General features: G+C 35.7%; 16 protein-coding genes. 7 read left to right on the forward strand and 9 right to left on the reverse strand.

What is annotated here, in order from left to right; translation table 11 throughout:
- The first annotated feature begins 14 nt into the window (after positions 1 to 14).
- Positions 15 to 914, forward strand: a complete 900-nt coding sequence (locus P2W75_RS09555; RefSeq protein WP_276380202.1) for an AraC family transcriptional regulator — start codon at positions 15 to 17, stop codon at positions 912 to 914.
- 180 nt (positions 915 to 1,094) lie between these two features.
- Here P2W75_RS09555 and P2W75_RS09560 read toward each other — a convergent pair whose 3' ends face one another.
- The 3 genes from P2W75_RS09560 to P2W75_RS09570 all read right to left on the reverse strand — a co-directional run bounded on the left by P2W75_RS09560 (position 1,095) and on the right by P2W75_RS09570 (position 3,131).
- Positions 1,095 to 2,117 carry an LLM class flavin-dependent oxidoreductase gene (locus tag P2W75_RS09560; protein WP_276380203.1) on the reverse strand — a complete coding sequence of 341 codons (1,023 nt, stop codon included), beginning with the start codon at positions 2,115 to 2,117 and terminating at the stop codon, positions 1,095 to 1,097.
- A 48-nt stretch (positions 2,118 to 2,165) separates the two neighbouring features.
- Positions 2,166 to 2,627: a MarR family winged helix-turn-helix transcriptional regulator gene (locus tag P2W75_RS09565; RefSeq protein ID WP_276380204.1), complete on the reverse strand. Its 462-nt coding sequence runs from the start codon at positions 2,625 to 2,627 to the stop codon at positions 2,166 to 2,168.
- A 75-nt stretch (positions 2,628 to 2,702) separates the two neighbouring features.
- Positions 2,703 to 3,131: a VOC family protein gene (locus P2W75_RS09570; RefSeq protein WP_373921638.1), complete on the reverse strand. Its 429-nt coding sequence runs from the start codon at positions 3,129 to 3,131 to the stop codon at positions 2,703 to 2,705.
- Positions 3,132 to 3,273: 142 nt separating this feature from the next.
- Here P2W75_RS09570 and P2W75_RS09575 point away from each other — a divergent pair, with 142 nt between their 5' ends.
- From P2W75_RS09575 to P2W75_RS09590, 4 genes are all read left to right on the forward strand, one after another.
- Positions 3,274 to 3,531 carry a hypothetical protein gene (locus tag P2W75_RS09575; protein WP_276380205.1) on the forward strand — a complete coding sequence of 86 codons (258 nt, stop codon included), beginning with the start codon at positions 3,274 to 3,276 and terminating at the stop codon, positions 3,529 to 3,531.
- A gap of 182 nt (positions 3,532 to 3,713) precedes the next feature.
- Positions 3,714 to 4,715: an SDR family oxidoreductase gene (locus P2W75_RS09580; RefSeq protein ID WP_276380206.1), complete on the forward strand. Its 1,002-nt coding sequence runs from the start codon at positions 3,714 to 3,716 to the stop codon at positions 4,713 to 4,715.
- Between the two features lie 22 nt (positions 4,716 to 4,737).
- Positions 4,738 to 4,986, forward strand: a complete 249-nt coding sequence (locus tag P2W75_RS09585; RefSeq protein ID WP_276380208.1) for a hypothetical protein — start codon at positions 4,738 to 4,740, stop codon at positions 4,984 to 4,986.
- Positions 4,967 to 5,332 (forward strand): hypothetical protein, encoded by a 366-nt coding sequence (locus P2W75_RS09590; protein WP_276380209.1) that lies wholly within the window; start codon positions 4,967 to 4,969, stop codon positions 5,330 to 5,332. Before P2W75_RS09585 ends, P2W75_RS09590 begins: the two co-directional genes overlap by 20 nt.
- Before the next feature lie 102 nt (positions 5,333 to 5,434).
- On the opposite strand, the gene P2W75_RS09595 is transcribed toward P2W75_RS09590, so the two are convergent.
- From P2W75_RS09595 to P2W75_RS09605, 3 genes are all read right to left on the reverse strand, one after another.
- Positions 5,435 to 5,872, reverse strand: coding sequence for a hypothetical protein (locus P2W75_RS09595; RefSeq protein ID WP_207296462.1), 438 nt, complete (start codon positions 5,870 to 5,872; stop codon positions 5,435 to 5,437).
- A 50-nt stretch (positions 5,873 to 5,922) separates the two neighbouring features.
- Positions 5,923 to 6,213, reverse strand: coding sequence for a hypothetical protein (locus tag P2W75_RS09600; RefSeq protein ID WP_276380210.1), 291 nt, complete (start codon positions 6,211 to 6,213; stop codon positions 5,923 to 5,925).
- Between the two features lie 118 nt (positions 6,214 to 6,331).
- Positions 6,332 to 8,113 carry a mechanosensitive ion channel family protein gene (locus tag P2W75_RS09605; protein WP_276380212.1) on the reverse strand — a complete coding sequence of 594 codons (1,782 nt, stop codon included), beginning with the start codon at positions 8,111 to 8,113 and terminating at the stop codon, positions 6,332 to 6,334.
- A 351-nt stretch (positions 8,114 to 8,464) separates the two neighbouring features.
- Here P2W75_RS09605 and P2W75_RS09610 point away from each other — a divergent pair, with 351 nt between their 5' ends.
- Positions 8,465 to 9,358 carry a hypothetical protein gene (locus P2W75_RS09610; RefSeq protein ID WP_276380213.1) on the forward strand — a complete coding sequence of 298 codons (894 nt, stop codon included), beginning with the start codon at positions 8,465 to 8,467 and terminating at the stop codon, positions 9,356 to 9,358.
- Positions 9,359 to 9,497: 139 nt separating this feature from the next.
- Here P2W75_RS09610 and P2W75_RS09615 read toward each other — a convergent pair whose 3' ends face one another.
- The 3 genes from P2W75_RS09615 to P2W75_RS09625 all read right to left on the reverse strand — a co-directional run bounded on the left by P2W75_RS09615 (position 9,498) and on the right by P2W75_RS09625 (position 17,751).
- Entirely contained in the window at positions 9,498 to 10,922 is a 1,425-nt protein-coding gene (locus P2W75_RS09615; protein WP_276380214.1) for a SusD/RagB family nutrient-binding outer membrane lipoprotein, read from the reverse strand.
- A 12-nt stretch (positions 10,923 to 10,934) separates the two neighbouring features.
- Entirely contained in the window at positions 10,935 to 14,126 is a 3,192-nt protein-coding gene (locus P2W75_RS09620; protein WP_276380216.1) for a SusC/RagA family TonB-linked outer membrane protein, read from the reverse strand.
- Between the two features lie 685 nt (positions 14,127 to 14,811).
- Positions 14,812 to 17,751: an Ig-like domain-containing protein gene (locus P2W75_RS09625; RefSeq protein WP_276380217.1), complete on the reverse strand. Its 2,940-nt coding sequence runs from the start codon at positions 17,749 to 17,751 to the stop codon at positions 14,812 to 14,814.
- 588 nt (positions 17,752 to 18,339) lie between these two features.
- Here P2W75_RS09625 and gndA point away from each other — a divergent pair.
- Complete coding sequence (gene gndA / locus P2W75_RS09630) at positions 18,340 to 19,749, forward strand: NADP-dependent phosphogluconate dehydrogenase (protein WP_276380218.1); 1,410 nt, start codon at positions 18,340 to 18,342, stop codon at positions 19,747 to 19,749.
- Positions 19,750 to 19,779: the final 30 nt, after the last annotated feature.

Here is a 19,779-nt window from a genome sequence, read left to right on the forward strand (position 1 = left end):
TAAAAAAGCTAATTATGAACACAATTGCATCCGTATCTGCTTTTCACCGACTGCTTTCTCTTCCAGAACCCAAACATCCTATGGTAAGTGTGATCAATTTATCTGAAAGTATTTTTCTGGAAGATGAAATCTGGAAAGGATTTGTCAATAAATTTTATTGTGTTGCTCTAAAAAGAGACGCTAAAGGAAAAATTAGATACGGTCAAGGACATTACGATTATGACAAAGGCGTTTTAAGTTTTACTGCCCCTAATCAGGTGCAGTATTTGGACTTACATAATATGGAATGCGGAGCGGGTTATTTGCTGATATTTCATGAAGATTTTATTTTGAAACATCCGCTGGCACAGAAAATATTCGATTTTGGATTTTTCTCTTACGCTGTAAATGAAGCATTACATCTTTCAGAACAAGAAGAAAAATACCTTATTGAAATACTCGATCGAATTGACAAAGAATGTCAGCATATTGATCATCATACTCAGGATATTATCCTTTCGCAGATTGATCTGCTTTTACACTATTCAAGCCGATTTTATGAAAGACAATTCATAACGCGAAAAAACAACAGTCATGCACTTCTTGCTAAGTTCGAAAAGTTTATTAATTATTACTATAGTGATAGAGCTGCAGAGAAAGGTCTTTTAAGCGTAGCCATGATTGCAGATGCTATGAATCTTTCTCCAAATTACCTCAGCGATTTCCTAAAGATACACACCGGAAGAAATACAAAAGAACATATTTATGAAAAGCTAATTAATAAAGCCAAAGAAAAACTATCTGCTACAGAATTATCTGTGAGTGAAATTGCTTATGATCTTGGTTTTGAACATCCGCAGTCATTTAGTACACTATTTAAAAAAAGAACCCAAATGGCGCCTTTAGAATTTAGAGAGAAGATTAGGAATAATTGATATTTAATTTCTGCATAAAATGGTTTCTGTACTTTTCCATTTCAATTACAAACAAATCCATTCCACTTCCAACAGAAGGCTTTTTCTTCTAGATACTTTTGGAAAATTTCATACATAAGAATGTAAAAGTATATAAAAGCCCTCTTATTTAAAAAGAGGGCTTTTATTTTTTCATAAAATTTATCGCCAGCCTAATTCAGGGGCAATATATTCTAAAATAGATGACAATACATGCACATTATAGTCAACACCTAACGTATTAGGAATCGTCAATAATAAAGTATCGGCTTCTTGAATGGCTTCGTCTTCTGCCAATTCTTTAATTAGTTGATCAGGTTGAGCGGCATAAGTTTTACCAAAGACAGCTCTTTTATCACGTTCGATATAACCAAAACTATCAGCTCCTTTTCCCTGCCCTCCAAAATAGTATTTATCTTCATCGTTGGTAATGGCAAAAATCGAACGGCTTACTGAAACTCTAGCTTCACGATCGTGTCCTGCTTTTTTCCATGCTTCCTTATACAATCTGATTTGTTCTGCTTGTTGTACATGAAAAGGTTTTCCGTTCTCATCGTACTTAAGAGTAGAACTTTGAAGATGCATTCCATTTTCTGCTGCCCAAACAGCGGTGGCATTAGATGCTGCTCCCCACCAGATTCTTTCTCTTAATCCTTCAGAATGTGGCTCTATACGCAGTAATCCAGGTGGATTTGGAAACATTGGGTACGGATTTGGTTCTGCGAATCCTTCACCTTTCAATCCTTCTAAAAATGCTAATGCTTTTTGACGTCCCATATCGGCATCAGTTTGACCGTTTTCGGGTTCGTAACCAAAATAACTCCAGCCATCGATAACCTGTTCTGGCGATCCTCTGCTTATTCCAAGTTGTAAACGTCCTCCTGAAATCAAATCGGCTGCACCGGCATCTTCCAGCATGTACAATGGGTTTTCATACCTCATATCAATAACACCAGTTCCAATCTCAATTTTACTGGTTTTGGCTCCAATGGCAGACAGCAAAGGAAAAGGCGACGCAAGCTGTTGTGCAAAATGATGCACACGATAATAAGCGCCGTCGATACCTATCTCTTCTGCTGCTACAGCCAAATCAATAGATTGAAGCAATGTATCTGCTGCTTTACGAGTCTGGTAAGAAGAATTATGTGACCAATGCCCAAATGATAAAAATCCTATTTTCTTCATATGGCTTATTTTTTAACTTTCTCAAAGATACGCCATAAGTATGGATATTTATTCTTCTTTATTCTGTTCAATCAAATTCACCATATTCTCGTTAAACGAGCTTAGGTTGTTTCCTAAACCTGAAAAGAAATCTATATCGGCGTTTTCAATTGTGGTTAATGCTTTCTGCAGAACTTCAGATCCTGCTGGTGTTAGTTTGATTACTTTGGCTCTTGTATCGGTTGGATGTTCTTGTCTGCTTATGAATTCTTTTTCCTCCAAAGTTCGAAGTACTTTAGAAACCATCATTCTATCGGCATTTCCTTGATTGGCAATATCGATCTGGGTAACATTTTCATTTTCGCGTGAAAGCCAGCCCAAGGCAGCCAGCAGTACAAATTGCGTTTGTGTCAAATTTAACGGATCCAAAACTTTCTTTTGTTTGCGCTGCCACAATAATGTCATTTGTCCTAACAAATAACCAGGACTTTCATTGGGACTTTTAAACTTAAATTCTATTTTTTTTTCCATACTAATTTTGAGGCATTTGCCTTGGGTAAATATATAGCTTTGCTTTTGATAATTAAACTCTTTGTATTTCAACTTTTATTTTGTTTCCAAAAATGTGAGTTTATAACCATCGAGATCTTTTACATGAAATGCTCTTCCAAATGGTGTTTCTATAATTGGTCCTGCAGTCGTTATACCATTTGCAATGTATTTTTCTTTTAGTTCGTCTACGTTTTCGGTAACCGCAAACCAGAGTGCTACACCAATTCCTAATTCTTTTCCTTCAATTGGTTCAAGCGGTGTGCGAATAGCAAAGCTTGCTTCTCCCTGATTATACTTAAATATACAAGCTTGCGGATTGGTATCGCCAATTTCAAAACCTAATTTTTGAGTATAGAAGTCTTTTGATGCTTCTAGATTTTTTACTTGCAGTGATGCAATGTTAACTGTTTCATCTTTATAAATTTTATTGTTGTCGCAAATATAGTATACACGACAACAATTTACAAATATTTTTAATCTAATTTCAAATTACGTATAAATGAAAATTTAGAAACTTCAGATGAAAATTATATAAGAAAGGTATTAAACAAAGAATATAAATTAGAGTTCCTTATCTAAAGAAAAATTTGACTCGAACACTACTATTAATTTAAACTGATTTTATATGATATATGATAACTACTTTAATTTAGACCCACAGGAAAGCGATCTGACTTCATACGAAGAGCAGCTTTTGATAAACTACGATAATTATTTGGAGAGCAACAATGCAGATTCATTAGCCGCCAATCATTATGGACTAAAGCTTGATGATCTTCGAGAAGATTATCTTGATGATGATTATAATTCAGAATATGATGAAAATGATTGGGAAGAAGAAGATTATAATCTGATGGGAGATTATGACGAGAGTAAGCTCTAAAAAAAATACAGTAAAACATTTTAGCCAGTGCAATCACTGGCTTTTTTTATATCCATAAAAGATGTAAGATATTCATTTTAAGGCGTATTATGTAAATCGAAAAACTAATCATATAAAACACTGGAAATCAATATCATTAATTTTAACTATTCAAAGAAAATATTAATTTAAGATTTGAAGTTATGGATGATAAAAACAAAATATCACGAAGAACTGCTTTAACAGGAATGGGAGCAATTTGTTTAACAACTGCTTTTACACCAGTCATTGGAGCTGATTTTTCTATGAAAGAAGAATGGTCTACACTCCCCGAAGATCCAACCACAAAATATCCCCGTCCGCCCTTTAAAGAACAATCGCAGCCTTGGCCGGGACTTGTTAGTAAAATGGATCCGCGTCCTGATCATGGAGAAAAGAGTTATAAAGGTTCTGGCAGATTAAAAGGCCGTAAAGCTTTAATAACTGGTGGTGACTCAGGTATGGGAAGAGCAGCAGCTATTGCCTATGCCAGGGAAGGTGCCGATGTAGCGATAAATTACTATCCTACTGAAGAGGAAGATGCAAAAGAAGTTATTCAGCTTATTAAAGCAGAAGGACGAAAAGCGGTGGCGATTCCGGGAGATTTAAGAGATGAAAATTTCTGCAAATCGTTAGTCGAACAAGCCGTAAAAGCGCTTGGAGGTCTGGATATTGTTATTAATAATGCTGCAAGACAGCAAACTCATGATTCAATTCTGGATATTTCGACAGAAGATTTTGATGCGACCATGAAAACAAATATTTATGCTCCTTTCTGGATTATAAAAGCTGCACTTCCTCATCTAAAGCCAGGTTCTTCGATAATAGGGACAAGTTCAGTTCAAGCTTATGCTCCTACTGAAGATTTGTACGATTATGCACAAACAAAAGCAGCAACTACCAATTATATTAAATCATTGGCCCGACAACTAGCTCCGAAAGGAATACGCGTAAACGGAGTGGCTCCTGGTCCTGTATGGACGGCGCTTCAGGTAAGCGGTGGTGCGACAATGGAAAAACTTAAGAATTTTGGTTCACAAACGCCTATGGGAAGACCTGGACAACCGGCAGAGCTTGCTTCCATTTATGTTCAGCTGGCAGCTGAAGATGCGAGTTATGCAACTGGACAAATCTATGGTTCCAGCGGTGGTGAAGGAAATCCTTAAATAACCCATAAATTTTTAAGTCATGCCTTGGTATTCCGGAGACTATCCTCCCTCCTATAAAAATCAGCCGAAAGAAATTCGGGAAAAAGCTGTTGAAATAGCCAACGCCCTGCTTCAGGATGGCGTCGAAGAAGGAGTTGCAATTGCAACAGGATTGAAACAAGCTCGTGAACTACTTACAAGTCACAAGAGAAAAACAGTAGAACAAACCATACAAAAAAGAATTAAGTATCACATTAAAACTAAATATTATGTCAAGAGAAAATTATGATAATTACAATCAGGAAGATTTTACTTATCACGCAGCAGATCACGCTGCCGGAGATTCTATTAATTCAGAAACGATGGAAAAAAAAGATCCAGCAATTAATCAGCATCAAAACGAATCAGACAGACACAGTCATATACCACATCATGATGAGGATAGCATAAGCGAACATTCTGATGAAAAAGAAAATGACACTTCAGATCCTTTCTTTCAAAAAAATGCCTCTATAGCACAAGATTTAGATGAGGATCTTAAAGATGAAGATGACGACGATGATTTTGACAATGATGCTAATAGAAGGACATTAGATGAAACAAAACCCGATGAAGACGAGGATGACGATTACTAATGTTAAAAATTAATTATCGAATAAAAATAAATCCTGAAAGGAATCTAAATAGTTTCTTTTCAGGATTTATTTTTTAATGATCCGAATTGTATAGCATTGCATTTAATCAGCTGCATATTTATTATTCCAATACAACATCAATAAAAGGGTTACAATGATACAAGATGCTGTTCCTTCAAAAAACAACGAAAGACAATACGTGGTAACGGAAGGCTCTCCTCCAAACATAAACGCTTCAGATAAGGATTTTACATAACGGTCACCTCCTTTGGCATAACTGTAAATAAGAAGTGCCACAATACTTACAACTACTGCTGTAAATGAAGTAACCATAGCTGAAATGGCATTGGGTACAAATCCGTTTTTTCCTTCGGCAAGATTCATTTTCAAGCTTCGGTTTACGCCGTAGAAAATAAATAAAACATTGAGAAGCCTTAAATAAAATAAATTTGAAAGGTTTAATAGTTCCATTAGAAGGAAGAATAATGCTATCCCTACGAAGATCAAAAATCCATTAGTAATTTCTTTAGGTAATTTCATAATTATTATTTTTAATTCAACAATAAAAATCTAATTTCAACACTTAGAGATTACTTTTTAATGGAATCTGTTTTTATATTTTGATTCCCTTTTTGAAGCGATCCATCGGTACCCGATCCAGTTGAACCTTCTCCTGTAGCTCCTGTAGTTCCGTATTTGCCATGCTGTTCAGGATCTAAGGTTGCAGATGAATCAATAGATGGACCAATGGTATCGACAGACATATCTAATGTATCTTTCTTATTGGCATCGACAGTATTATTCTCATTCTTTTTACATGAAAATAGCGCTGTCGAAGCAAACAGCAGTATTACGATTCTTGTTTTCAAAAGTGTTTTCATAATCCAGTAGTTTGAGTTTATAAATTTTAAAACAAAATTAAAACTCTGATTATCAAAACATTTACAGGATTCCGTTAGTCAGTTACAGAAATCATAGATTTTACCTGTATTTTGTAATTTATTCTTCTTCTGGTTTATAACTGCCCTCCTCTGGATATTGTATACTGCCTTTTAATTCTTCAACACGTTTTGGGTCAAATTTTGGCAATTGCAATTCGTTGTTTTCTTTCCATTTTTTAACCGTTTCTGAAACTTCAGCGGCTTTTTCGGCTGAAAAAGGAGTATCACGTGCCATATAAAGTGTTTGAGATGGATAAGCCAAAGCAGTACCACTTTTCTCGATTATATCCATCATGCGCAGTAATAAATCTTCTTGTACTTCCTGTGATGTTTCAAAATTTATGGATTCGATGTAAGCTGTAATTTCAACCTTCAAAGCGTCGGTGGTAATTCCGGTAAAGCGTACTACTGGAGGTGAATTTAATACCGCTGGATGAGAATACAATAAAGACCTGAGTTCTACCAGCAGGTATCGCATTTGATCGGGTGTTGTTTCCATTCTGAAATTAAAAATGGGATTAAAAATAAAACGGTCGCGATGGGCAAAATTTTCGATTTTACTGGCAGAGAGCTGTCCGTTTGGAATCGTCACAATCGTTCGTGCTGAGGTGCGTAAAGTTGTCGAACGCATTCCGATAGATTCTACGGTTCCCTTAATATCATCTACACGGCAATAATCGCCTACTCTTAATGGTTGATCTGCAATAAGGCTCACACTTCCCACAAAATTTTCAATTGTTTTTTGTGCTCCCAGTGCCAATGCGATACCTCCAATTCCCAGAGCAGCAAGCCCAGCAGTTACATCTACACCAATGATTCCAAGTATAGCGATAATACCTATGAATACAATTGCAACTTTAGTGGTACGGCTTAAAAACAAAATTGCCGAAACCGCAGAAATTCGTCCGCGTCTGTTCATTCTGCTTCTGGTAAACATGCTCACAAAATCGGTCATTCGCCAGAGCAGAATTAAAAAAGCAACAATTCCAATGGTGATGATGATAATACTAAAACGCTGTCTTACTACTATAGAAATTCCCATTCTCTGAGTAAAAGCTACAAACAAAATTACCGTCAGATACATCTGGACTGGTAATGTAAAAGCATCTATAATGGCATTTCCTTTTTCGGTATCTGCCTTCTTCCATAATTTTTGGAGTAGAAAAACAAACACAAAAATCAGTAGTCTTGACAGTAAATAAGAAACGATAGTCATTACCACAACTACGCCCCAATGTCCGATGGGTACATTTCCTAGTTTTTTTTCTTTTAAAACATTGGGAAGTACTCGGTCTAAAAATGTTTTTTCTCCTCTAATATCAGCAGATACAATCGATTCTATTGTTTCTGCCGAAAAAAGCCATAAAGGCGGTTGACTGTCATCTGACTGGTTTTCGACATAAAGCGGTATAGTGGTTTTGTCACTTGATATATTTCCGACCAAATCGACACCTGTTGCTAGATCATCGTCTATACGACCGGTTTCTTTATTGCTGATAATGGAAGATGGCGATAAATTACCTCCCTGATCCAATAACTGCTGAAATGTTTTGGCGATTCTGATTCTCTCAGCGGTTTTGCGGTACGAACGTTTGCTTAAAACAAAATACTGGCTGGCGCGCAGGTAATTTTGATCGGCGAGTGCTTTAATAAATCCGTTAACTGTTCCCTGAGGCGTTCTTCTTCCCAAAGAATCATCAGGAGTTTTGGCTGGTTCTTCAGTTGTGGTTTTGGCTGATCCCAGCAGCTGGGCTTTCATATTGTGCGGCGTGATAAAACTGATCATCAACAATACAAATGGCAGTAAACGCTTAATTCCTAAAATCATAATTGCATTCATTTTTAATGATTCAATCTATTAAAAATAAGAAATATAGAAGAGAAAAGAAACCTTTACTCAGGAAATAATGAATTTAAAATTATCTAAATCTTCTCTATTTCCTTAAAGTTTCTGTATGGATGCAATTCACTTATACACAAAACCGACTCAGCGTATTAAAAAAAATTAGTACTCTTTTCTAGAAAATAAATAACACAGCAAGTAGGGTAATTGATCTCATAGTTGTTTTACAATTGATCGTTAAAGAATAAAAAATGTAAAAACAAAGTATCCCCTTTAGAACTTGAAATATAAACTGCTGTTGCAGTGTACTATATTTTTTCACTTTTCAATAACCTAAATTAAATTACAATGAAATTACAACAAATCAAATTCGCTTTAGCTGCTGTTATCATGACTACCCTCTTTCAAAGCTGCAGCAGTGACAATAGTAATGAACCTACTCCAACCCCAGAAGCAAAAAAAGAAATCAACCTTGCTACGAGTACAACATTAGGAACCTATCTTACAGACAAAGATGGAAGATCTTTGTATTTTTTCTCTACTGATGCTAATGGCCAATCTTCTTGTACAGGAGGATGCGAAGTAGTCTGGCCGGTATTTTTTGTAGATAATTTAACTGCTGACAAATTAGGCGCGGGATTGACATTTTCTGATTTTGGTTCTATAACAACAGGATCTGGCAAAAAACAATTAACGTACAAAGGATGGCCATTATATTATTATGCTCCAGTAACTTCAAGTGACGGATATGGTGGAGTAAATAGCCCTGAAGCTCCGGGTAAAACTACTGGAGACGGAGTGGGCGGTGTTTGGTTTATTGCAAAACCAGATTATTCTATAATGATTGTAAGAAGTCAGCTTGTGGGACATGACGGCAAAAACTACAAATCAGATTATACTGTTGGAGATGGATTAACGACTTATTTTACAGATGCAAAAGGAATTACGTTGTATACTTATAAAGGCGATAATTTCAATAAAAACAATTTTACAAAGGCTGATTTTTCAAACAATGGCGTATGGCCCATTTATGAAACCGATAAAATTGTAGTGCCATCTGCTCTTGACAAATCTAAATTTGCTGTTATTACTGTGTTTGGAAAATCGCAAATTACTTACAACGGCTGGCCATTGTATTATTTCGGACAAGATGCGAGCGTAAGAGGTGCTAATAAAGGAATCAGTTTCCCAAGTCCTGGTGTTTGGCCTGTTCCAGTAAAAGATATCGTACCAGCAATATAAGTAACATTTTTTCTAAAATTTAGATCTAAAAATAGTAAAGTCTAGAAAAGCAGATATTTATTACTTAAAATTGAAAAGCCCTGTATCAAATTGATACAGGGCTTTTTGATGAAATTTTGTGCTAATTTAGAATAAGCGCTTATTTAGCATCAAACCATAATTTGGTTGTCAACAAGTCTTTTCCTTGAACAGCTATTGCAGCCTGATAACTAGCACCGTTCAATGATTGTTCTGTTCCAGGATAGAAAAAACGTGAAGGAATTTTTCCGTCTAAAACAGTTGCTGGACCTGCTGTTAAAACAGGATAATCAAGTCTTCTCCATTCTGTAAAAGCATCAAGACCTTGTCCGAAGAATGCAATCCATTTTTGTGTTCCAATCGATTTCGCATAATTGGTTGCATCATATTTTACAACTGCCTGATTAAGGTAATTCGCAATAACCGTTGGATCTGTGATTCCAAATTGATTGAACGATGCAATAATGGCGTTTCTATAATACTGCTCTGCATCTCCTGCAATATAACCACGTGCGGCAGCTTCGGCAAGATTGAAAAGCGTTTCAGAATAAGAAGCGATTACAGCAGGCGATGCTGATGTAAGGAAATAAGTTCCTGGTTTGGATGTTTTAGCAAATCCTTGGCTATTAGCATCACTGTTTGATAATCCGTTTGCTCCTCCCACATATTTACCTACACTTGCATCTGACGGCAGTTGTGCGTAAACTGGTAAACGCGGATCTGAAAATTCATTTAATTTATCTACCATTGTTTTTGAAATACGGAAATCATCACGTGTTTCAAACCATGCAGAAGCTGGATTTTGCTGAGGTGAACTTGTATACGTAAATTTAAAAGTATCACTGTTATTGCTTAAAACGCCAGCAGCATCATTTGTAGCCTCAATAGCCGCTTGTTTTGCTAAAGCAGGTTCTTTGTCTGAAATTCGCAAAGCAATACGCAGACGAAGTGAATTCACAAATCTTTTCCATTTTCCAATATCTCCTTTGTATACTAAATCTCCCGTTACAGCACCGTTTGAAGTATTTAATAAAGACTGTGCTTGTTTTAAATCTTCTAATAATCCTGTGTACACATCTTTTTGCGTGTCATAAGCCGGAGTTACTTTTTGACCTGCTTCTTTGTACGGAATATTTCCGTAAGCATCTGTCAAAAGTAAAAAGGTCCATGAACGTAATGTCAATGCAATACCTTTATAATTTGAATTGGCTTGTGCCTCTGGGAATTTCAGAATAGTGTTTAAATCTGTGATCAAAGTTGCATATCCCGTATTCCATAAAGAAGTAAACGAAGTATTCGATACATCATATCGGTCTGGTTCTGTATACTGAATTTTAGCCCAATGTTGTACAAATAACAAAGATGAGTTGAAGTTATTCGCATCTCCCCAGTATAAATCAGCACCTTGTTTTAAAGTTCCTGTTAAAAGATATGGAGCCAAAGGTGTTTCGGTTGCATTTGGATTTTTATTAATATCATCCAGACTATCACTGCAAGAAGTCAGTGTTAGTGCAAACAGGGTTGTATATAATAGTTTTTTTAACATGATTTCTTGTTTTTAGAATTTAAGATTAACATTCAAACTGAAGTTTCTGGTAGTTGGAAGCGATAAACTTTCCAATCCTTGTGCGTTTCCAGTATTGAAAGCTGTTTCAGGATCAATATTTGGCGCATCTTTGTAAATAAATAACAAGTTACGTCCCGCTGCTGTAACACTCGCGGCTTGAAATCCAAGTTTATTAGCAAATTTCTTGTCGAAATTATACGTTAGTTTTACTTCTCTTAATTTTACAAAAGTCGAGCTGTAGATATATGCTTCACTAATATTGTATGATGCTTTGTAATATTCCTGCGCACTGATTACTTTGTTATTTGCAGTTCCATCAGCAAAGACACCATTAAAGATCATACCGTCATCATAAACCGTTACACCACTTGGAGGAGTTCCGCCTACAACCAATGTTTTCGGATTTGCAGTATTGTTTCCTGGATAATAGTAGCTTAATCCTCCATTTTCAGCACCACGACCCGGAAGAGTTTGTGCTAATACTCCTGTATAATTTCCTGTTCTGTTTGTTCCAGAAAACAATTCGCCTCCTACACTTGCATCCACAAGGAACGAAAGTTCAAGGTTTTTGTACGTTATAGTATTCGTAATACCGGCTAAGTAATCAGGAGTGTAATGTCCTAAAACCTTTTTCTGCGGATCAGCTTTTGGTAATCCGTTTGCACCTACTACAATATTTCCGTTTTCATCACGCTGATACGCTGTTCCGTAAAGTGCACCATAAGCTTGTCCTACAGATGCCAATACATCAACACCTCCTGAAGAACCAATAGTATAGTTTTTAATTAATCCATCATAATCTAAAACTTCTACTTTACTTCTGTTTCTTGAGTAATTCAAGCCTACATTCCATTTGAAATCTTTACCTTGAACAGGAGTTCCATCTAATTGAACCTCAATACCACGGTTGTTGATTTTTCCAGCATTGATCAACTGCGAATTGTAACCGCTTGAAGCTGTTGTTTTGATTTCCAAAATCTGGTCAAAACTATTTGTGTTATAATAAGCTACATCAAAGTGAAGTCTGTTTTTAAAGAAAGAAGATTCAATACCAAACTCCGTAGAACGTGTAGTTTCTGGTTTTAAGTCTGGATTCAGTTTCTTTTGAGAAGAAGTCTGAATAGGATTTCCATCAAATGCTGTTTGGAAATTATAAATCGTAGACAATTGGTAAGGATCTGCATCATTTCCAACTTCAGACCAACCTCCGCGTAACTTTAAGAAATCAAGCGTGTTGCTTTTCAGATTTAAAGCTTCAGATAAAATTAAACTACCATTAATCGATGGATAGAAATAAGAACGGTTATTGCTTGGCAATGTTGAAGACCAGTCATTACGAGCTGTTACGTTTAAGTAAGCGTAATTTCTAAATCCTAATTGTGCCGATGCATAAACACTATACACTTTTAATCTTGATAATAAATTTGATGATGTTAATGGATCACGTGAATTGGTTAATGTATATAAATCCGGTACCGCTAAACGTGGTGCTTTTTGATAGTTATTGGCATCATTACGGCTGCGAACATTAAATCCTGCAAGTGCATCTAAAGAGAAATCTTCGCTTAATTTTTTATCATAATGGAAAATACCCTCTGTATTTCTTTCATTTACTGTGTAAGCATCTTCTGCATACGAACCGTAAGGAGTTCCATTTGTACCATATTTAATAGTGTACTTTCTTCTGTCATTGTAGTAATCAACGCCTGTACGGAATTTAAAATCAAGTCCTTCTGCTAATTTTGCCTCTAAATGGATATCTCCAATTAAACGGTTACGCTGCTGGCTTGTAGTATTATAATAGGCATTCCAGTATGGATTGCTGTAGTAGCTGTTGTTCCAGTTCACATTTCTGTTATTTCTAAGCTGATTGATATCAACCTGGCGTCCAAACCAAAGAAACTGAAGCATTACACCTGCAGCACGGTTACCTGATGGACCACCCGGAAGTGCAGGAGCATCTGTAACAATATAATTACCTGTTACTCCTACTTTGATTCTGTCTGAGATTTGGTAATTAGAATTAATCGTAAAGTTAGTTTTATTTACTTCACTGTTTGGTACTGTTCCTAATTGTTTTTGATTGTTTACCCCTAAACGGAAATCTGATTTGTCGTTTGATTTCGCAACCGAAATACTGTTATCAAAAGTATATCCATTGTTAAAGAAGTCTTTTACGTTATCTGGATGTGCTACAAAAGGAACTGCTTCACCATTTGAATAGAATTGCGGAATAAGACGACCGTCCATTCTTGGTCCCCAGCTTTCGTCAACTCCGTCATTTACACCGCCTCCTTTACCATCTACATAGCTGAATCTTCCGTTAGAACCTTGCCCAAATGTATTTTGAAATCTAGGTAAAGTAGCTACCTGAGAAATTGTGATTCCAGTATTAAAGGTTATTCCCAATCCTTTTTGTCCTTTTCCTGATTTTGTAGTAATCAAAACTACACCATGCGCCGCACGAGAACCGTATAAAGCAGCCGCGTTTGGTCCTTTTAATACGTTTATCGATTCGATATCCTGCGGACTCAAATCGGCAATTGCGTTTTTAAAGTCACGAGTAGCTCCACCAACGCTTCCTAGTTGTGAGTTATCTACTGGAATTCCATCTACTACAAATAAAGGCTGATTGTTTCCTGCAATAGAAGTTTCTCCACGAATAACAATACGAGAAGATCCCATATCACCTTGTGAATTTGTAATACGAACCCCTGCCAATTTTCCGGTAAGGTTGTTCAAAATATTGGTTTCTTTCGTATTTTCTAAGTCTTTAGTTTTAAGTGACTGAGTAGTATATCCTAAAGATTTCTTTTCTTTTGAAATTCCTAATGCCGTAACTACAACTTCTGATAATAAATTCTGCTCTTCAGTTAAGTTGATTGTAACTGGATTTTCATTAGCAACAATTTCAGCTTTTTTATATCCTAAATAACTTACTATTAAAGTATATGGTAATTTTTGTCCCGTTTGGAAAAAGAACTTTCCATCAAAATCAGTAATAACTCCGTGTGTAGTTCCTTTTATGTTTACAGAAGCCCCAATAATAGGCTCTTTTGTAACAGCATCAACTACGATTCCTTCCAGTTTGGATTGAATTAACGGTTTGGTTTCTTGTGCCTTAATCCCTATGGAAATCAAGAAAATACATAACCATGCATATCTATTTAATTTTTTTTTCATTACTTTGTTTTAGTTTAATAAATAAGGTGAGCCGAAAAGGATTTCTCCGTTCTCGCTTTCCTTATAGAGATGTATAATTTCTTTTAAGCTCCGCCATTTCTGCTGCAACAGAAATGGTTTTTTATTTGCTGCACATTCGTTTTTTCATTTTACTTTTATTTTGGATTATTATTTTGTGAATTAGTCATGAGATTTCTGCCCTATTACTAAGGATGTGTCTTATTAAATTTTAAATGAAATTGTGATTGAAGAATTTAATAGCAGTGATCCATAAGGCATAATGAGCCCATCATTCCCCGCATGTTTAAAAATGAAGTATATGAAATAGTTTTTAACCTTTGCATTTTATTTAAATTCTACTAATTTGATAGAACAAAGGTAAATTAAAAATTTCAGTCCCAAAATTTTAAGAGAACTTTTTGCAAAAAAAATGTTAATCAAATCAGCAATCAAAAAACAAACACCTGAAAAACAACAACTTAAATGAAAGTATAATTTTAAAATCTATGTAAGATTTTTTTTAAAACGACGCAAATTGGATCATTTTGAAAGCCTTTTTTAATCCCAATAACAAGAAAAGAAGCATTAAAAAGAATGCGAAACGATCGCAAATCGTCGTTTTTTAAACAAAAAAAATGCTAAACATGACGTTTAGCATTTTCTATTTATTTTAATTTATGACCGATTATTTCACAATGAGTTTTTTCGAAATAGAAAAATCATTAGACTTGATCGTTACAACATATATTCCTGTCGCCAGATTGTGACTAATTTTTCCTGATTCTTGAAGCTGATTTACTAAAACCTTTCTTCCGTTAATATCAGTAACCGTAATTGCGGCTGTATCGCCTTGCTTTAATTCTGGCAGCGCCACATTAAACTCATTATTTACTGCTGGATTCGGGTAAATACTTACTGCTAAATTTTCCACTTCTGTCTCAACAGTACTTACTCTTTTTGACGCTGTCGTATTTTGAAACTGCCATTGTGCACTTTCCCAATTATTTTGAGCTCCAATATATTGCGCAGAACCATTTAGATTTTCAATATGAATCATACTTCCTGTCTGCCATCTGTTTTTAATTCTTACCCAAGTTCCGTCCACATTTTCAGTAGACCATTGTGCACTCCACCAACCTGTAGAACCTGCTGTACACTGCACTGCTCCATTTAAGTTTTCAATATGCATAATATCGCCAGTACCTACATTTTTAATGATAAAGTAAGTAGCATCTACAGCCACTTTTTCCCATTTGTAATTGTTATTGGCCACAGTTGGTCCGTATCCAACATTCGCTCCTGCGTCGTATAAATAATTATTCGTCCATTTGTTTTTAATCGTAAAATAATTTCCAGAAGCTGTACTTACTGTAACAGCACATGTACTTGTTTTATTTCCGTCAGCAGTAGTAACGGTAATGGTTGCTGTACCATTTGAAACTGCAGTTACCAAACCAGAAGAATTGACAGTTGCTACTCCGGTATTATTTGAAGAATAACTAACTGATTTATTTGTTGCATTTGATGGAAGTATAGTAGCTGTCAATTGCTGTGTTCCTCCTACCGTTAACGACGCAGTCGACGGACTAAGACTTACGCTAGTTACCGCAACATTTGAATTGTTTACGGTTATTGCAGATACAGCAGTTTTTGCACCATCCTGAGTCGTAACTGTAATAGTTGCTGATCCTGAAGCTACTGCCGTAACCAAGCCAGATGAATTTACCGTTGCTACTCCCGTGTTGTTTGAACTGTACGAAACTGTCTTGTTTGTAGCATTGGCAGGTGTTACTGTAGGAGTTAACTGCTGAGTGCTTCCAACGCTTAAAGTTACCGTACTTGGCGCAAGTGTTACACCTGTTACAGCTACATTTGATGTTGAACAGTTACTGCTTTGCGTCCATGAAAACGTACCAATAGCACTAGTTTCTTCATTTGCCGCTGCATTACCACCTCTGTTGGAATAATTCATATTACAATACGTTCCATTTCCGCTTGGAGAACCCGCAATTAATACAAAATATCCTCTTCCCCAGTTTCTATTTAAGGCATTATTGTTTGGATATTCTTTACCCGTTCCATTCACCGTTATGTCTTTAAATGAAAGATTATAAATTCCGTCTCCTGATCTTTTGCTGATTGAAATGGCATCATTTCTTGAATCTAAAATATCAAGATTGTATAGCTGAACATTTTTAACCTGAGATCCGGCATTAGTTGCACTAAAAATATCTACAGCTGCTACAGGATTATTGTATGTATCATTAAAAGTTCCGCATGTGGTGATCGTGATATCGTGAATTTCGTGCATCCCATCATTATTAAATGGAGCACCAGGAAAATTATTACTAACTCTAATTCCTGCTTCTAAATTATCTTTAATAATCAAATTGTAGGCTTTGTTATTTTTTCCTCCATAAATAGCAAGACCACAAGCACGCCAGCAGTTTTCAGAAGTATTGTATCTAAACGTATTATTAATACATTCTAATCCATCTGCAGACCAAATTGCTTGATCGTCATCACCATTATTTCTAAAGTTACAGTGTTCTACAATAGCATTTGCAGTTCCTTTACAAAGGTTAATTCCATCAGCATAATTATTTCTAAAACGACAGTGCGACATCGTAAATCCATCAGCGATTGCGGGTCCTCCCACATTGTATTGTGCAATCCAGGCGCCGCATTCAAAATGCTCTGCCCAGATATTTTTGATAGTAGATCCCGATGTAAAAACCCCATTTATGGCTTTATATGAATTACTTCTTGAAGCCGAATTGGTTGTTAAATACAAATCGCTGAATGAAATATTACTCGCATTTGCACGTAATCCGCCATTTAAACTGCTGGTATTGGTAAAATTAATTTGCGTATACCACATTCCCGCTCCAATTAATGACGTATTAGCAGCACCAAAATACAATTCGCGGTTAACATTGATTACACCGCTTGGAATAAAAATCTTTTTCCCGCCGTTGGCATCAATAAATGTCTGTAAGTCACTTCCGTTTCCAGTATACGTTACAGAACCTGCTGGAGCTGTAATAGCAGCAGGAACAGATTCCATTTCAGCAAAATCCACATGAATATTTCCTGATTCTCTCACTAATTTTAAAGTTCCTGATACTGCAATTTTTGATGGAAGCTTATAACGCACTTCGTCAAATCGCATTCTTGGGTTTTGATTGGTAATTCCGTTGTTGTTAGGATTTCCATTACTCCACAAATACTCCCAAGACCAAGTTGAAGTCAAAGTAAGAGTTGTAAGTTTAGTGTTTCCATTGTACACACCTAAAGTTCCGCTTTGTCCGTCTGGAACGCTGTAGCGAATTACAAGTCCGTCTGCTGCTTCAGTGAGTGTCCATTGCACAGTAGCATTTGTTGCAGACATATTAACACACTGCTGGTCTGAAGCTTCTGATTGTAATTCAGATTGTACATATGATTTTGAAGTGGTAGAAGCACCATTTGACAATTGGCCCAGATTTGCTTCATATCTTTTATACGGAGCATCATAATAACCTCTTTGTGCTTGTAAGTTTGAAGTGAAGAGTATTAAAAAAATCCAGATTATGAGACCATATCTGTCTCGTTTAAAAAAAACATTGAGTAATTGATTTTTCATAATTTTTCGGTTTTTAAATTAGTTCTATCCTAAATAAGGGTGTAACGAAACTAATCCTAAAACAAAAAAATAAAAAAAGATGTGTTAAAAATCAAGATTCTCACAACGTTTTCGCTAATTTAAATCATTAATAATCAATATCTTAAACAAAACTACCGGATTACAAAATCAAGAATATGTTTAGATGATAAATTACTGTTTTAAGATAAAATCAATGAGAATTTCCAAAAAAATAACTTTATAATTTACAATATTCTCGTTTTAAAACATCAATATTAAAAAATTCATTTTTATGAATTTAGCAATACTATAAATTAACCCTAATTCACTGGTGTTTCATAATATCCAAAAGCAAAAATAAACGTGTTTTTAACACATAAAAAAGTATCACAATAAACACTTAAAGACGACTATAAATCGCATCGTTTTTCATCATTTTTCTCTAACTTAGCACACTGCAATCTTATCATGTAAGATTAAAACAAACCTTGTTTTTTCGCAAAGAACTGAATGAAAACAGATTACTATATTTTTTCTTACAATCTTTTAGAAAAAACATTTTTCTAATAATTTAGTTAATTAAAAACTATGAACAAATTTGATTTTGGAATTGTAGGACTCGGTGTAATGGGCCGTAACTTACTTTTAAATATTGCGAGCCATAACTTTGCGGCCGCAGGTTTAGACTTAGATACAGAAAAAGTCAACTCTCTTCAACAAGAAGCCGGTCCCGGCGATACTATCGAAGCTACTACAGATGTTAAACATTTCGTCGAACTTATCCAGCAGCCAAGAGCAATTATGCTTTTAGTTCCAGCAGGAAAACCAGTTGACAGCGCTATTGCTAGCTTATTACCGCATTTGGATAAAGGAGACATCATTATCGACGGTGGAAATACTTATTTTACTGATACTGACAGAAGATTTTTAGAATTATCTGAAAAAGGAATTCATTTCTTTGGAATGGGAATTTCTGGCGGCGAAAAAGGAGCTCGTTTTGGTCCTGCTATGATGCCAGGCGGCGATCAAAAAGCATATGAAAGACTTCGCCCAATTTTTGAAGCGATTGCAGCAAAAGTTGACGGTGAGCCTTGTGTGGAATATTTAGGAAATGGATCTGCTGGAAACTACGTAAAAATGGTTCACAACGGAATCGAATACGGAATCATGCAGTTAATCTCTGAGATTTATGACCTTATGAAAAGAGGTTATAATCTAGATGATGAAACAATTCAAAAAACTTTTGAAGAATGGAACCAAACTGATGATCTTAGATCGTATTTAATTGAAATCACTGGAAAAATCTTAAAACAAAAAGATGAAGACGGCACACAATTAATCAACAAAATCTCAGATTGGGCAAGATCTAAAGGCACAGGGAAATGGACTTCGCAAAACGCAATGGATTTACAAGTTCCAGTTCCAACAATCGACGCGGCAGTGAACATGCGCGACATGTCTAAAACAAAACCAGAACGAATTGAAGCGGCTAAAAAATTAGTTTGGAATGCTGATGAAACCAATGTTTCTCAAAGCGAAGCTATTGCTTCTTTAAAATCGGCATTATTCTTTTCGATTGTGGTGACTTATGCTCAAGGTTTAGCACAGCTTCACACGGCTTCTAAAGAATACAACTACGGATTAAACCTAGAAACGGTTGCTAAAATCTGGCGTGGAGGATGTATCATTCGTGCTACCATTTTAGAAGATTTCAGAAAAGCGTATGTAGCAAAAACAGATTTGCCAAACTTGCTTTTAGATACCGTAATCGCTTCAAAACTAACAGAAAACCAATCAGGAATGAGAGCTGTTATTCAATTTGCAGTTCAAAAAGGATTACCGGTTTCAGGATTAATGAACTCGTTAGCGTATTTTGATGCGTATCGTTCTGCTAATCTTCCAACCAATTTAATTCAAGCACAGCGTGACTATTTTGGAGCACATACTTACGAGCGTATCGACAAAGAAGGTGTTTTCCACACGCAATGGGCTGAATAAACAATTAAAGCAACACAACTACACCACATA

The organism is Flavobacterium sp. H4147, from assembly GCF_029360735.1.
Taxonomy (GTDB): domain Bacteria; phylum Bacteroidota; class Bacteroidia; order Flavobacteriales; family Flavobacteriaceae; genus Flavobacterium; species Flavobacterium endoglycinae.

Excerpts from the sequence above, each read along its gene's own strand:
- P2W75_RS09565 (WP_276380204.1), bottom strand. The coding sequence starts at position 2,627 with ATGGAAAAAAAAATAGAATTTAAGTTTAAAAGTCCCAATGAAAGTCCT.
- P2W75_RS09585 (WP_276380208.1), top strand. The coding sequence starts at position 4,738 with ATGCCTTGGTATTCCGGAGACTATCCTCCCTCCTATAAAAATCAGCCG.
- gndA (WP_276380218.1), top strand. The coding sequence starts at position 18,340 with ATGAACAAATTTGATTTTGGAATTGTAGGACTCGGTGTAATGGGCCGT.
- P2W75_RS09595 (WP_207296462.1), bottom strand. The coding sequence starts at position 5,872 with ATGAAATTACCTAAAGAAATTACTAATGGATTTTTGATCTTCGTAGGG.
- P2W75_RS09610 (WP_276380213.1), top strand. The coding sequence starts at position 8,465 with ATGAAATTACAACAAATCAAATTCGCTTTAGCTGCTGTTATCATGACT.
- P2W75_RS09560 (WP_276380203.1), bottom strand. The coding sequence starts at position 2,117 with ATGAAGAAAATAGGATTTTTATCATTTGGGCATTGGTCACATAATTCT.
- P2W75_RS09600 (WP_276380210.1), bottom strand. The coding sequence starts at position 6,213 with ATGAAAACACTTTTGAAAACAAGAATCGTAATACTGCTGTTTGCTTCG.
- P2W75_RS09605 (WP_276380212.1), bottom strand. The coding sequence starts at position 8,113 with ATGAATGCAATTATGATTTTAGGAATTAAGCGTTTACTGCCATTTGTA.
- P2W75_RS09575 (WP_276380205.1), top strand. The coding sequence starts at position 3,274 with ATGATATATGATAACTACTTTAATTTAGACCCACAGGAAAGCGATCTG.
- P2W75_RS09555 (WP_276380202.1), top strand. The coding sequence starts at position 15 with ATGAACACAATTGCATCCGTATCTGCTTTTCACCGACTGCTTTCTCTT.
- P2W75_RS09615 (WP_276380214.1), bottom strand. The coding sequence starts at position 10,922 with ATGTTAAAAAAACTATTATATACAACCCTGTTTGCACTAACACTGACT.
- P2W75_RS09590 (WP_276380209.1), top strand. The coding sequence starts at position 4,967 with ATGTCAAGAGAAAATTATGATAATTACAATCAGGAAGATTTTACTTAT.
- P2W75_RS09620 (WP_276380216.1), bottom strand. The coding sequence starts at position 14,126 with ATGAAAAAAAAATTAAATAGATATGCATGGTTATGTATTTTCTTGATT.
- P2W75_RS09625 (WP_276380217.1), bottom strand. The coding sequence starts at position 17,751 with ATGAAAAATCAATTACTCAATGTTTTTTTTAAACGAGACAGATATGGT.
- P2W75_RS09580 (WP_276380206.1), top strand. The coding sequence starts at position 3,714 with ATGGATGATAAAAACAAAATATCACGAAGAACTGCTTTAACAGGAATG.